Raw genomic sequence first — 13,774 nt, forward strand, 5'->3', positions numbered from 1 at the left:
GAATGGGCGGAACTAGACCACGCGGCAATGACATTGGCGATGCAGAATGGTCAAGTCGGGGGACATTGCCCTACACCACTCGTAGTTTGATGGATGTCTGGGTCGACCATCAATATGGGGGGGGAGTGAACCCAAAAACAACCAAAGCATTCCATTGGGGAAAGGGCTACTACCAATTTGATCATGCGCTAGTAGGAACACTTGCATCAGGGTCACTCAATAAAACACCTGTCACTCTGTATTATGCGATTAAGGACGCTCACCAACCCTAATCCCGTATTACTTCCAAAGGCAGGTCAATGGCATAAATAAAACGGAAACGGGAGTGATTGAATCCGTCACTTATCGCCACATCACTCCTTAATACTCGCACTCTAGGCTCACTAACGAACCATGCTATTTAATGACTGCTGACTTCTAAAGCGGTCATAGTCTTCAACTAACAGCTGATGCTGATAACGTCGGTATGACAACGCTTCATTTGAAACGACGATTTGATTCTCTTTTTCAATCAACTGCGCTTGAAGCACTTCAATTTGTTGGTGCTGTTGGCTGTGATTCTGATACATCGCAACCAGACCACATACCGATGCCACGAGCAACGCGAACAGCACAGCGTTAATGGTTTTAATTTGAAGCCCCATAACCTCTCCTTGTTCCTTGATGTCCTTAATTTCCGGTGAAATGCCATGATGAAAAGAACGTCTACACACTAAGAGCACAAAACTCTAAAACGCCTTAAAACCAATTGAGGTAAACTCTATTTTTAAATTTAATTATAGGCTAACAGCAGAAAAAGTAAGAAAAACTTCAAGAAATAGAAGATGTTTGGTGAATGAGAGGTGAGAACAGCGAGTGTATACCCCCCGCAGGTTCATAAAAAACAGTCCTGAAATGCTTGGCGTGTGGCCAGCCGCTCATACCAACGAGTAATATGAGGTGATGTTTCTGAAGGCTTGAAACGCCGTATAAAGCCCTTGAAACTCAACGACGCGATGCCACATTTCCACTTGAGCGCATTCTAGTGGGTTTGCACCAAACAGTGCCAAGTCATTTTCAAACACCTCACCGAGGTAACGACAAATGGCCACGCTTTCACACAGCGTCGTTCCATCATCGAGCTCTAACACTGGTACTTTACCGTTTACGCTTTTTGTTTTAAATGCATCGGTCAGGTTGTCACCTTCACGAACATTCAGCACCAATCGCTCAACCTCGCCTCCAATTTCCTTAAGAAAAAGGTTAACTCGCTTACAACTCGGCGTCATTGCGGTTTCATAAAGCTTCATTTCACATCCATTTATCTTTTTCTAACTGACTGGTTAGGTTATACTACAGTGAGTTTATAAACGATCAGTCAAGAACTTCACTATCAAAAAATTTCAAACCGTTTTGGGTCTGTTTGCTAGGCGAAATTTTTGATGCCATTTGTGGGTTCACATGAATTTGGGGTCATGCGCTAACGCGATTTTGGTTCAGTTAGAACGCCTTTAGGTTCTCTGTCCATCCCTCCAAAATAGTTCAATTACTAAAAACAGGCCCAGGTAGGTAATATATGGCAAGAAAGGCCAACTTCAATCGAGATGAAAAGCTTCTCATGGCTATGGATGTGTTTTGGCGCAAGGGCTTCGCGAACACCTCCATCTCGGATCTCACTGACGAGTTGAACATCAATCGCTTCAGTCTTTACAACACCTATGGTGATAAACAGCAGCTTTACTATGAGGCGCTCGATACGTATTTAAAAAAAGTCTCACTGCCCTCTTTAACGGATTTAGAAAATGAAGGTGCGTCACTTTCAGAATTAGAATCATTTTTGAGGGCATTTGCTAAGCTACAACGCAAACGCAGCTGTGGTTGTTTTATTCAAAATGCATTGATAGAGCACGCCGGAGAAGACGACGATGTACTACGTAAAGGCCATTACCTGTTTGACTACCTTATCGATGTCTTTTCTGATGTGTTAAAAAACGCACAGAAGGAAACCTTGATTCCGAAAACACTGAAACCAGAAGAGCTGGCTCGATTTATTCTTAACAACATGCAAGGCATGCGTGTGCTCGGAAAAGCAAAACGTTATACAGATCTAGATACAGCTCTGTCCTGCTTGCTAGTTTTGATTAGGAAATAACATGTCGATTAAAGTGATCGCGGTTCGTCTAACCAAAGGCATGGATTTAAAACAGAACCTTGAACTGCTCGTCAAAAAACATGATATCAAAGCAGGTTCGATTGCTTCTTGTGTTGGTTGAATCTCTGACCTCAAACTTCGTTTGGATGGCGTAGAAGGTACGTTAACGAAACACGCGCCATTTGAGATTGTGTCCGTGATGGGAACGCTTACACCAGAACATCAACACGCTCATATCTCAGTGTCTGAGCAAGAAGGATGTGTTTGGGGCGGGCACTTGATGGAAGGTACTCTCGTTGATACCACGGCAGAGTTGATCATCCATTCTTATTCGGAGCTCCAGTTTACAAAAGCCATGGACGACTCGACTGGCTATACCGAGCTAGAAGTTCACTCCTTAAACTGCAAATAAAGGAAACTCCAGAGCCATATTCTTGTGATCCCTGGAGCTTTATCTAGTATTCAGTGGAAGGTAAGTCTCATTGAAAACATAAACCCGTTCCAAATCGCTCTTTATTCCTAGATTAGATAACAAACCTCATCACTTTCGACTGTCATTTTACAAGCATTCAAACAATACGCTTCATCTTCCCAAAAGGGTCACTAAACCCGATAAGTGCATCTGTACTTGGGCTAACTTTGTTCTAAATGTTCTTTAAAGAACCTTACCGTACGCTCCCAAGCGAGCGCCGCTTCTTCTGGTGCATAACGTGCCGTCGAGTCGTTATGGAAACCGTGATTGACATTCTCATACATTAACGCCTGATACTGAGCATCGGTCGCGATCAGTTGCTGCTCATAAGCAGGCCAAGTCTCGTTTACGCGTTTATCGAGTCCCGCAAAGTGAATCATCAAAGGGCCTTTTACTTGTTTCTGTAGTTCTTGCGCGGCAGGCGTTCCATAGAAAGGCACCCCAGCATCAAGCATATCAGGCATCACTGCGGCAAGCATGTTGACGATATAGCCACCAAAACAAAACCCTACCGCGCCAAACTTACCGTTGCCACTTTTATGTTGTTTAATGAAATTCGCTGCAGCGATAAAGTCTTGCTCCATCTTGGATCTGTCCAATTCTTTTTGCATTGCTCGGCCTTCATCATCGTTACCTGGGTAACCACCAAGTGGATAAAGCGCGTCAGGAGCAAATGCAATAAAACCGTCTTTACCGAGTCGTCTAGCGACATCTTTGATGTAAGGGTTTAAGCCTCGGTTTTCATGAATCACCAACACCGTTGGCGATTTTAATGTCTTCTTTTGCGGCATGACCAAATAACCACGCCCTTCTCCGTGTCCATTCGGTGACGGGAAAATTGCGTAACTGGCTTTTATTTCTGGGTCATTAAAGGAGACTTGCTCGGCAAGAGCGTAATTAGGCGTCAGCGCACCGACAAGAGTCGTCATGCTAAAGCCTAATATAGCAAGGCCGCTAAGCCTGTTGAGAAACTCACGGCGAGAGATCTTTCCATGCGCGTATTCATCGTACCAATCGAACGCTTCCTGTGGAATAGGATGAGAAGCCTTTTCACTCGAAGTGGTATGCTTTAGAACCATTATCCATGTCCTCTGTATCTACCATTATCGGATTTCAAAATCTCAATCGAGCTTAAAACGAACGCGATTGAGGCTAGAACTGCAATTCGCCCCCTCATATAAAACAAAGCGATGAAACATATCATTGGCGAGCTAGGATCTTTTACCTTCTTCAAACAATAGATAATGGATTCAGATTCAACAACTTTGCGCTGTGGGTTTTACAAGCTTTTACACTTTGGTTTTACGTATTTAAACAGTACGCCTGCCAATATGAGAATGCACGTTCAAACGATTTTTCTCTGTCATGCATTTGTGCAAACAAAACTACTGTCATAGTCGCCAGTACCGTATTCCCCATTTGATTCATGTCGGCTAAGGATGTGCCAAACGGACAACGTTTCGGCATTGGCACATCAGACAACATTTGCTCCGTCCAGTAATGCGAAGTTACGCCGCTCGTTTGGCTCAGCCATACCGTTTGGCTTACTTTGGGATTGTATTCCGATTCACCCGATTGCCCTTTGAATGAGACTACAGCGTGAGCGGTTTGACCTATTTCATATTCGACTTCAGCATGAAGTTGTTGAAACCCTGGATGGAAGCTACCACGAATACCAATCGTTGCCTGTCCAGGATTCAGCGCTCGAACCACAGTATTAATCGGCGTTCTGAGCCCATAACGATTCTTCCAACCGATCATGGTTTCAGCTTGAGGCGCAAAGGCATTAAGCGGCAAGTAAACAATGTTCTGCGTTTCTAACACACGCTTTGCTTCTTCAGCTGAGTTGGCCTTGGTAATGGCAAACGTGTCGAGGTAATCTTCAGCGTGCAAGCGTTCTGATTGACGATCGTGATAGCCGTGCATCAACACTTTATGTCCATTTTCAGCAAGGATCTTCGCCGCCAACAAATGCCAAGGCTGGCCTGCCGCTGCTCGCTTACCTGCGTAACATGGCCAGTCGATCTCTGCACCAATAGCGGGCATACGGGATTGGAATGCTTTTACAAAGCCAGCGATTTCTTGTTGAGTCTCGTTCTGTACGCGGATCAGCATCAATAACATCGCCATCTGATCGTCATCGCATTCACCGTTTAGGTATTCATCCATCACACGAAACGCTTGGTCAAAGTTAAGTGGCCTTCTACCACGTTCACCACGACCGACTGTTCTGATACATTCCAAAATGCTGCTCATATTTCCTCGTATTCCGACACTGACTGTACGGTTTCTATTAATTGTTAGCGCAGTTTGACGACTTCTTCCATCACAATCAATGCTGGGCGCACACCTTTAAGTATCATCAATAAATCCTTGAGCTCATTGAATTGTGTAACGTGAACCTGTTGCTGTGGGCTGCATCCATGAGTAATAACTTCCACAGGGAAATCGCGCGTCAAACCAGACGGATTAAACCCGTTTCTATCTGCGATGACTTTTCTAAGCCCATGCAGAATAGCCGATTACAGCGGTAATGTCCGGTATCAACTCTTAAGCAATGAAATGTTTGACCAGCTACAAGAAAAAAAAACCTCTCCCGAAACGAGAGAGGCTACATTGCCTATAAAGCTCAAAAAAGTAATACCCTATCCGCTTAACCGCCTGCTAAGGAAAAGCGGCGCATCGAGTTAACGATGAACATAAGAATGCAAACCCGATGCCAATTTCAAACACCCTTAATTTTCAACAACCTAATAAATTCAGATCTCACTTTATATTTAGCAATGCACTGATTAAGTGCGGATTTGTATCACAGAAGTGCAGGATTAGCGGCCTAGTTGCATGACCAAGCGCAGCTCTTCATCACCGAAATAGTTTTCTTCTTCCTCCACGGCAATAAAGCCTAATGAGCAATAGAGTATGTAAGCTAGTGCATTATTTGGATCAACGGTTAATTTCACTACCGATTCCGCTCCCACTTTCGCCAACACCTGCTCCACAAGTCAACGCGCAACACCCTTGCCTCGATGTGCTGTATCTACCGATAATGAAAGGATCCATTGGGTATTATTTTCACTACTTGCTTCCATTAGAGCGTTACCCGCGACACGCGCTTCTTTCATTCTACTTGATTCCAAACTGGAGCATACCTGTACTGGAAACCCCAGATCTGTCGTCACTCGCTAGTACAATGTGGCTTGCTATTCCTGTCGTGATCTTCTCATTCAGCCATGCGGCTGCGATCTCAAGTTTCGCGAATGTTCAGCGTCGTCACTATGGTAAAAACGCAGATGTAAAATCCGAAATGATCCTACGCCGTACCAGTGTCATGTTGATAGCGTTTGTTCTACTGTTTGTCTTCTCATGCGTTCTCGCTCTTTCACCAGAGCAGCTTTCAGAGGCTAAATCGCTAAACGTATCCGTGATCTCTTATCTTGCGAACGCAACTGACAACCCGTTTATTGCGATGCTTGGCCCACTTGTCGCGTTTGTGGCGATTACGTCGTCTTTCCTAGGCCATTTTCTCGGCGCGTGCGAAAGCTTAAATGGTTTGATTACAAAGCATTCAGACATGCCGAAACAACGAGTTGATCGCCTTAGTGTGGTAATACTATTTATCTCAATTTGGATCGCTGCCATTCTGAATCCAAGCATTCTCGGAATGATGGAAGCGCTATCAGGCCCAGTGATCGCCATGATTTTGTTCATTATGCCGATGCTGGCAGTCTACAAAGTGGAAGCCTCAAACAATATCGTGGAAAAGCGTCGACTTACTTTGTAATGATGACGGGTGTTGTTGCGGTAAGTGCGTTTATTTATAGCCTATTGAGCTAATTTAGTTGATGTGAGTTTGATTTTCAGGGGAATACCTTATCTCTCGATGGTAGTTCCCTGAATTTCTCTCATTTAATAAGGCATGCTTAATAGGATTCGTTCCGCTATTAGAACAGAACGAAAGCGACCGCTATCATTGCAATTGACGCGATACAAGTACGTCCAATAATACCGAAGTGGGATGGTTGAATCATTTCATTGTGCATAGGAAAACTCCATTCTTATGATAACAGCCAATTTTTTCTGGCTTACTAACACTATGTATAAAAACACTATTCTTCACAACCACAATAAGATGAAACTTTTATGACAGTAAGATGATATTTTGTATAAAGATAAAAGGTACCCGATGCAACTCCCCTTTCTTCCTTAAGTATACCCAAGTAACCTCAGGTGCTAGGTTCAGCGAGAATGGCTTGGTTTGAAGGCGAGGCAATACTTTGAAGATCTAGTGGTTTTAAATCAAAAATTGTTAACAAAGCATACGAACCAAGGCCCTTATTATCCGCAAATAGGGCCCTTTGAGAGCGTGTCACGGAAGCTCGTTCTTTGTTGAATAAATAGCATCGTCAAACAACTTGGAAAGAGCTTGCTATTACGCTGCGTTGTTTTCCTTGCTTACTTTCGGTAAACAGGCAATCAGTGACAACGCTCTGAATCCTGCATCTTGAAGTCACTTGGGTATAACACACTATCAACAACTGAAAACGTGGTTTTCCCTAATTCCACATTGACAGTTGCACGCTTCGGCTCTCAAAATGTATCCTGAAAAACGCCTACACGATATCCTAACTAAGCGTCGGAAAAAGCATGAATAAATATAAATCTCTTATTATTGCAATTGCATCACTGTTTTCTACTGCCTGCAGTAACCAGCAGGCTGCGCAACTGGGGATGAGAAGTAGCAGTGTTAATGTTTATGCACAGCAGATGAGCAGCATGCAATTGTGTGAGACGCTTTATTACAAACGTCCATCTAATCAGACGCGTGTTGCCATTGGAGCCGAGTTCAACCGTCGCGGCCTGAGTAAGCGTTGGTGTGATCAACAATATCAGCAACTTTACGTTGAAAAAATCGTCAATGAAATGCTCCTGCGAAAAGAACAAGCCAAGACAAAACCAGAGGTAACCATACAACCTGCCATATAAGACAGCGCATTGCATAAAAATCAGGAAATAGCGCTAGCTTTACTGATTTTTATATATTCATCTACCTTTCAATTATCTAGATTTCTATTTCCCTTCAATTCGTTAACGCAAAGTTAATATCATGCGTCGGAATACAAACGTAAACAGAATATAAACGGTTTTCGTTTTCCTCTTTAACCGCTAGCTTTGTTTAGATCTGTATCAAGGAGTATCAAACAGGGTTAACAATTCCAAACAAAGACATGAGGTCAAAGATGGAAACACGCATTAATCAAAATACAAACTATTCCACTTAACTGAAAGTGTCACTCAGTGTTAAGCAGGAAAGCGTGATGCACTCAACGATACAACACCTTTCCCTATGGCAACCTACTGGATAAATTCAATCAATTGCTTTGCAATATCGGTGTTGTTCTGAGAACCCACAAACTTTTGCGATCCTTTACCATAGGCAAAAACTTGCACATCCACCGCGGTATGACCCTTTGTCGTCCAGCCGGTATAGCTCTGCTTATTAATCACATCTTTCACTTCTTGATACAGTGCCTTGACTGGCTCTTCACTTTGCTTAGCTTGCTTCAATTGTTGGTATTGTTCGTCTGACAACCCCCAATCAACAGACTCAGACCATGCTTGTCTAATATCCGTCGATTTTGCTAAAGCCATTGCCAACGGCCATGCGGTTTGGCGTACGCCTTTGATTACCTCCGTATCCCATCGGTATTTGCCGTCAGACCCAATTGTTAAGCCGCCCGTTGAGTGATCAGCCGTCACTACCAGCAAGGTATCAGGATGCGCATCAACATACGCTTTGGCGAGTGCAATAGACTTCGCGAAATCATCCATTTCTGCCATCGCACAGGCGATATCATTAGCATGGCCACACCAATCAATTTGGCTGCCTTCAATCATGACGAAGAAACCATTATCTGTACGTTGCAACAAAGACAACGCTTTGTTCGTCATCACTTCTAAACGCGTTGGGTTCTCATCCAATGCAAATGGAAAAGCTTTATCCGCAAACAACCCCAAGGCAGGCAAGGTTTGCAAAGATGGTAGAGCTTCAAAGTCCGTTAGGTACTGGTAGCCTTGCTGCTTAAATTCTTCCGCCAAATTTCGATCTTCACGCTCAAAATAACGAACCCCACCACCTAACAATAAATCGACCGGCAAATGGCCTTTAATTTCATTGTCTAAGTAATCATCGGCAATTTCATCGTAGTTACGGCGTGATTCGTTGTGAGCTGCGAAGCTTGCAGGTGTTGCATGGTTAATTTGAGAAGTCGCGATCAATGCCGTCGTCATGCCCTGTTCTTTTGCTATTTCTAGCATGGTTTTGACTGGCTTTTTATCGCTATCCACCGCGATCGCACCATTATAACTTTTAACACCGCTGCTCAATGCTGTTGCACTGGCGGCGCTGTCAGTGACAAAAGTATCGTCATCTGGATAGGTTTTTGCCATACCAACCAAAATCGCGTCATAAACAGTGGGCTCAATTTCTTTGGTATCTGGGTTATCTTGGTAATAGCGGTACGCCGTGGTAAAAGCAGGCCCCATGCCGTCACCGATCATATAAATGATATTTTTAGGAGTATCGTCTGCGTGAGCAAAGCCAGCAAAAATGCAGGCTACAATTAAGGCGTATTTCGTTTTCATATCTCATCCATGACATAACGCGATGTTGCCATTGAGGCATTCATCATTCTGTATACCTAATACTATCATGCAGTTAGGATGAAAAGGGATGTTAGTTAATATTTTTACAACGAGTATAACCAAGTGACCTCGAGATGTTTGGTTCCGCGGCAATGACTTTGGGGTAATCATCTTCGAAAGAGTATCACCTCAGTACGAAGCTTCGCTTTCTCCGTGTCGTTAGGATTATTCAGGTAACGCTCAATACCAAGCGGTTTACTCTTCACCTTAATACCGTCATACCGTGTAAGGCTCATCGCCATCGACCAAGCATTGCCCAAAAACACATATTCTCCTTGATGCTCTACCACAAAGGTATCGCAGGCCGGGATAGTACCAGTCACAACGTCACCGATTGCACTGGTTCCTTCTTCAACAGGTAAGCAAGTAATAAACTCGAAGTAGCCTCGCTTCATATCCATTGATAAGTAGAAACTGAACAGCTCACCTGTCACTCGCACATTATTTTGTTCGACGAGTTCATATAAGCGCGCGACATTCTCTTGCATTATTGGGCCAATTTCTTGAGTGACTCCAGCTCCAGATAATCCAATGTAATTGATTTCTCCTTGCTTTCGACTCCCTATTTCGATGAGTTCTGACAGCACTTTTCCAGTTTCCAACTGACTTTTGAGCATACGCAACCCTCGGTCATAATCCATTTCCACCATCGATTTAAACATGCCTCTCAAGAAGAACAAGAACCAAGGAACACGCGACTGCATTCGCCATTCAACAAGACAGCCTTTATTTAACGGTGTCACGAGAAACGTCACTTTTGCTTGGCTTTTAAAAGGACGAAAGAAATGCAGCTCCATATCCAGTCGATGAGCCTGAGTGCTTTCAAGCACAATAGCTCCGGTACCGATACGTGTACCATTCCACTGGAACCCTGACCCAACTCGCCCTTGTTCAGGGCTGTAAGTGAGATCGCAGTTGGGTTCGAGTATGAGCCAAGGGGACCACTCAGGCCAACTCTTGAAATCCTTTATATAATTAATGATTTCAACCTGAGTTTTATCGATTTCAATGCCTCTACTGACCTGATACGAAAGCATAGTCACTCCTTGCGTTTTTTCTTTCACTTACTTAGTCTAATTCAAATCTTAATTTTTTATTCTTTCACTCAGGGTTAGAACAAAAAAGCCAGAGGACAGGCTCTGGCTTTGGGTAATAGACGAAGTAAAATGAGATGGCTATCGGTTTTGCAATGAAATGAAATCAACTTGTGCGGAGAACCTAACGCCATCATCAGCAAGGTCAAATTGCCAGTTCATACGTTCACAAATTCGTTCAACAATAACCAGCCCACATCCATAACCTGCATTGTAAGTCTCATTACCATCATGGCGATTAACAATCGTTAACTTCGTACCATCCAGCTCGATTTGGATATCACCGATACTGTAGCTAAACGCATTCTTAATCAGGTTATTGATGACGATCGTTACAAAGCTTTCTGGCGCATGTACTTGTCCACTATTCAGTTCAACCAGTTGATACGACGAGTCCTGTTTTGCAAACAAAGGCGACAGTTCTTCAAGCTGCGCATTGAGGCAAGCTATCAGCGCGTGATCACCAAAATGCTGCGACTCAACGCTCTCTTTACCCAAAAGAAGAAAGGCTTCTGTGAGCACTCGCATTTCTTCGCACGCCAACTGCATTCGCGCAATGGCCTTCTGCGCAACTCTTGGTTGTTCCGGTATGCGACTTAAAATATCCGTCGAACCTTGGATGACCATAATTGGTGTGCGTAACTCATGAGAAGCAAATCGACTGAATTCTTGCTCACGACGGAAAAAACCAGCAATGTCACTTTTGCTATCCAACAATGTTTGCTCGATATGGCGCGTTTCACTGAATTTCGTATCCACCTCAAACGCTGGGCGATCTGGTGGCATTTGGCCAATTTTTTGTTCAATTTGAGACAGCGGACGCGATAGGCTGCGCACCATGTAAATGCTGTAACCCATAATGAAAAATAAGAACACGCCACCAAGAAGAAACGTCAGTTGATGCAGAGAACTTTCATATTCATCCAAGTAATCATCTGAGTCATCATGAAAAACGATATACATAAGCCCTTTACCTGATGGATGTTCAAGCACCACAAAGTGCTTATCCTCATCGCCTAAAAGGTACTCGTAAAAACCTGGCGTTTTAAAGGCCAGTAGCCAACTAGGCGTCGGCGCCTCACTCCAGTAAGAGTCAAACTCAAGCACATTCGGCAAAGGTGCGTCCCAGCCCAGTTTTTGGTAATTATCCTCATACAGTGCTGCTTCAGTATCGAGCCAGTGATGTAAGCTAAGAATTTCTAATTTGTTCTCTGCCACATAAATCAGCGACCAAAATAACGTAAACATCACAAATGTCATAAAGCCGAAGCCCCAACGTATTTTGCGATAAATACTTGGGTATTGGCTATGCTTTGAGTCGGTAACCTTGTCCATGAATGGTCTCTAATCTGGAATCGTCAAAACCTTTATCTAGTGCTGTTCGGAGGCCATAAATGTGGCTACGTAGCGCATCACTACCTGGGGGCTCATCTCCCCATACACTCTCTATCACTTCATTGCGAGAAACCGTTGCGGGTGCACGCTTAATCAACAGTTTTAGGATTTTGGTTTGAATGCGGCTGAGCTTAATTGCCTTGCCCATGCGCGTTACTTGATCGGTACGGGCATCAAGCTGGATATCAGCAAATTTCAGTGTACCGATATCTTGTCTCGGCCCACGGTTCGCTAACGCATGCACTCGTAAACTCAACTCCTGCATGGCAAATGGCTTCATCAGGTAGTCATCTCCACCCGCATGAAATGCCGCTACCTTGTCGTCCAAAGTATCTTTCGCGGTTAAGAATAAGATTGGGGTACCACAAAGGTGATCTTGGCGAAGTGTCTGTACGGTGCTGATACCGTCTAACTTCGGCATCATGATGTCCATTATGATCACATCATAATGATTTTCTTGAACTAAATTTAGCGCTGCTTCTCCATGATAAGCGCAATCAATCGTCATTCCCTCGAGCTCTAGATAGTCCGCAATGGTCTCGGAAACATTGTGGTTATCATCAACAATCAAAATTTTCATAGGGCTCACGTTTCTTCACGATCACTTCACGATACAAAACATAAGATACAACCAAATTAATAAATAAGCTTTCAAATTTAGGTCGATATCATGAAAAAACTATTACTTGTCTCTGCTGTAGGTCTTGCGTTGTCTGGTTGTGGCGGCGGTTCAGGTGGTGGCAATGGTGACAACAATGGTGGTTCAGTGACGCCACCTGTAACCGAACCAACTGTTGCGTCAGTGACTGGTTCTATTGAGGACGTTAATGGAAACGAAATTACCGTAAACGGGCTCAAATTCACCGTTTCAAATGTGAAGTTTAACAACATCGAATTGGAAAAATTTACTTTCACTGATGCTATGAAAAACATGGTAGTTCGAGTTGACACTGCGCAGAAAATCAATACAGCAACAGTTACACTAGAACCGACAATGGCAGGGAGAATCAACTTGATTGATGAAGATAAAGGAATATTCTCTATCAACGGTATTCAACTCGTATACTCTGATTTAAAAACTTCTGGTATTGATGATGGAAGCTGGGTTTTAGTTTCTTCTTTACCAACAGCAAATGCCGGTTACAAGGTTCTTTCCGTTGTTGAGATTGATGTAGAACATGAGTATCCGGGACTAGCAAATCACTATGAAATTGAAGGTCGAATTGCACAAATGAACGCAAACGAAGCGATGTTTGTGCTTGGCTCAAACATAAACGTTGACTACAGCAACGCAGCCCTGCCTCATGCTGGCTTGAAAGTGGGACAATGGGTAGAGGTTGAAGGCCACAGCTCAGGTGACCACTTCGTCGCAACGGAAGTTGAGTTAGACGGCTATGACATTGATGATGCATTTGATGACAGTGATATCGAAGGTATTGTCACTTCAGTTGAGGACTTGCATACAAGTACGCCAAGCTTCACTCTAAACTACCGTGGCTCATTCGTGACTGATTCATCAACGTGTTACCGCTTAGATGATAGTTACCGCTGTGATGCGAACCTAAAGAGTAAACTAAAACAAGGCGTGGAAGTTGAAGTAACATCTAAGTTTGTATCAGATCAGCGTATTGCGTCTATCATCGAATTTGAACAACCAGATTGGGATGACAACCAAGGCAACTGGCAAGGTAAAGAATTTGAATGTGAAGGTCGAGTTTCTAACGCCATTTACAGCGCAGATACTAATGAACTAGTATCGTTCACAGTTTCTCATTGTGAAAATAACGCAGAACAAATTATTGCAGACAATGAAGTGATCATCGATGCACAAACTCGCTTTGAAAATATCGATAAGATGAACATCAACGATGCATGGGTTGAAGTGGAAGGCATCATCATCAATGACCAAAACGTTGCTCGCGAAGTTGAACTAGAAGACTAACCCCTTATCAAAGCACCATACACGTGGTGCTTTTTCGT

At 43.6% G+C, this 13,774-nt stretch carries 12 protein-coding genes and 3 pseudogenes; 6 read left to right on the forward strand and 9 right to left on the reverse strand.

Features of this window, described 5'->3' with window-relative positions; all coding sequences use genetic code 11:
• Positions 1 to 2: 2 nt before the first annotated feature.
• On the forward strand, positions 3 to 272 hold the full coding sequence (locus AK966_RS20435) for a hypothetical protein (protein ID WP_259343747.1): 270 nt from the start codon (positions 3 to 5) through the stop codon (positions 270 to 272).
• 111 nt (positions 273 to 383) lie between these two features.
• On the opposite strand, the gene AK966_RS08285 is transcribed toward AK966_RS20435, so the two are convergent.
• Both AK966_RS08285 and AK966_RS08290 read right to left on the reverse strand, forming a co-directional pair.
• On the reverse strand, positions 384 to 644 hold the full coding sequence (locus AK966_RS08285) for a hypothetical protein (protein ID WP_099081076.1): 261 nt from the start codon (positions 642 to 644) through the stop codon (positions 384 to 386).
• 285 nt (positions 645 to 929) lie between these two features.
• A pseudogene (locus tag AK966_RS08290) lies at positions 930 to 1,289 on the reverse strand (glutathione S-transferase N-terminal domain-containing protein); the annotation flags it as partial.
• Between the two features lie 266 nt (positions 1,290 to 1,555).
• Here AK966_RS08290 and AK966_RS08295 point away from each other — a divergent pair.
• Positions 1,556 to 2,131 (forward strand): TetR/AcrR family transcriptional regulator, encoded by a 576-nt coding sequence (locus AK966_RS08295; protein WP_119463930.1) that lies wholly within the window; start codon positions 1,556 to 1,558, stop codon positions 2,129 to 2,131.
• 1 nt (position 2,132) lies between these two features.
• Positions 2,133 to 2,543 (forward strand): annotated as a pseudogene (locus AK966_RS08300) (PPC domain-containing DNA-binding protein).
• A gap of 221 nt (positions 2,544 to 2,764) precedes the next feature.
• Here AK966_RS08300 and AK966_RS08305 read toward each other — a convergent pair.
• The 3 genes from AK966_RS08305 to AK966_RS19915 form a co-directional block, all read right to left on the reverse strand.
• A complete protein-coding gene (locus AK966_RS08305) occupies positions 2,765 to 3,682 on the reverse strand; it encodes a dienelactone hydrolase family protein (protein WP_099081074.1) in 918 nt (305 codons plus the stop codon).
• A 223-nt stretch (positions 3,683 to 3,905) separates the two neighbouring features.
• On the reverse strand, positions 3,906 to 4,859 hold the full coding sequence (locus tag AK966_RS08310) for a glycosyl transferase family protein (protein WP_119463931.1): 954 nt from the start codon (positions 4,857 to 4,859) through the stop codon (positions 3,906 to 3,908).
• 569 nt (positions 4,860 to 5,428) lie between these two features.
• Positions 5,429 to 5,590: a hypothetical protein gene (locus tag AK966_RS19915; protein ID WP_172438197.1), complete on the reverse strand. Its 162-nt coding sequence runs from the start codon at positions 5,588 to 5,590 to the stop codon at positions 5,429 to 5,431.
• Positions 5,591 to 5,712: 122 nt separating this feature from the next.
• Here AK966_RS19915 and AK966_RS08320 point away from each other — a divergent pair.
• Both AK966_RS08320 and AK966_RS08330 read left to right on the forward strand, forming a co-directional pair.
• Positions 5,713 to 6,437: pseudogene (locus tag AK966_RS08320) on the forward strand (amino acid permease); the annotation flags it as partial.
• 810 nt (positions 6,438 to 7,247) lie between these two features.
• Positions 7,248 to 7,586 carry a hypothetical protein gene (locus tag AK966_RS08330; protein ID WP_099081071.1) on the forward strand — a complete coding sequence of 113 codons (339 nt, stop codon included), beginning with the start codon at positions 7,248 to 7,250 and terminating at the stop codon, positions 7,584 to 7,586.
• A gap of 369 nt (positions 7,587 to 7,955) precedes the next feature.
• On the opposite strand, the gene AK966_RS08335 is transcribed toward AK966_RS08330, so the two are convergent.
• From AK966_RS08335 to AK966_RS08350, 4 genes are all read right to left on the reverse strand, one after another.
• On the reverse strand, positions 7,956 to 9,245 hold the full coding sequence (locus AK966_RS08335) for an alkaline phosphatase (RefSeq protein WP_099081070.1): 1,290 nt from the start codon (positions 9,243 to 9,245) through the stop codon (positions 7,956 to 7,958).
• A 167-nt stretch (positions 9,246 to 9,412) separates the two neighbouring features.
• On the reverse strand, positions 9,413 to 10,342 hold the full coding sequence (locus AK966_RS08340; RefSeq protein WP_099081069.1) for an SRPBCC family protein: 930 nt from the start codon (positions 10,340 to 10,342) through the stop codon (positions 9,413 to 9,415).
• 138 nt (positions 10,343 to 10,480) lie between these two features.
• Positions 10,481 to 11,734, reverse strand: a complete 1,254-nt coding sequence (locus AK966_RS08345) for a HAMP domain-containing sensor histidine kinase (RefSeq protein WP_119463932.1) — start codon at positions 11,732 to 11,734, stop codon at positions 10,481 to 10,483.
• Positions 11,706 to 12,374, reverse strand: a complete 669-nt coding sequence (locus AK966_RS08350) for a response regulator transcription factor (protein WP_119463933.1) — start codon at positions 12,372 to 12,374, stop codon at positions 11,706 to 11,708. The genes AK966_RS08345 and AK966_RS08350 overlap by 29 nt, the downstream gene beginning before the upstream one ends.
• A gap of 90 nt (positions 12,375 to 12,464) precedes the next feature.
• Between AK966_RS08350 and AK966_RS08355 the strand changes: the two genes are divergently transcribed.
• The gene (locus tag AK966_RS08355) at positions 12,465 to 13,736 is read left to right on the forward strand and encodes a DUF5666 domain-containing protein (RefSeq protein WP_119463934.1); all 1,272 of its coding nucleotides are present in this window, start codon (positions 12,465 to 12,467) and stop codon (positions 13,734 to 13,736) included.
• Positions 13,737 to 13,774 lie beyond the last annotated feature (38 nt).

Source organism: Vibrio sp. PID23_8 (assembly GCF_003584965.1).
Taxonomy (GTDB): domain Bacteria; phylum Pseudomonadota; class Gammaproteobacteria; order Enterobacterales; family Vibrionaceae; genus Vibrio.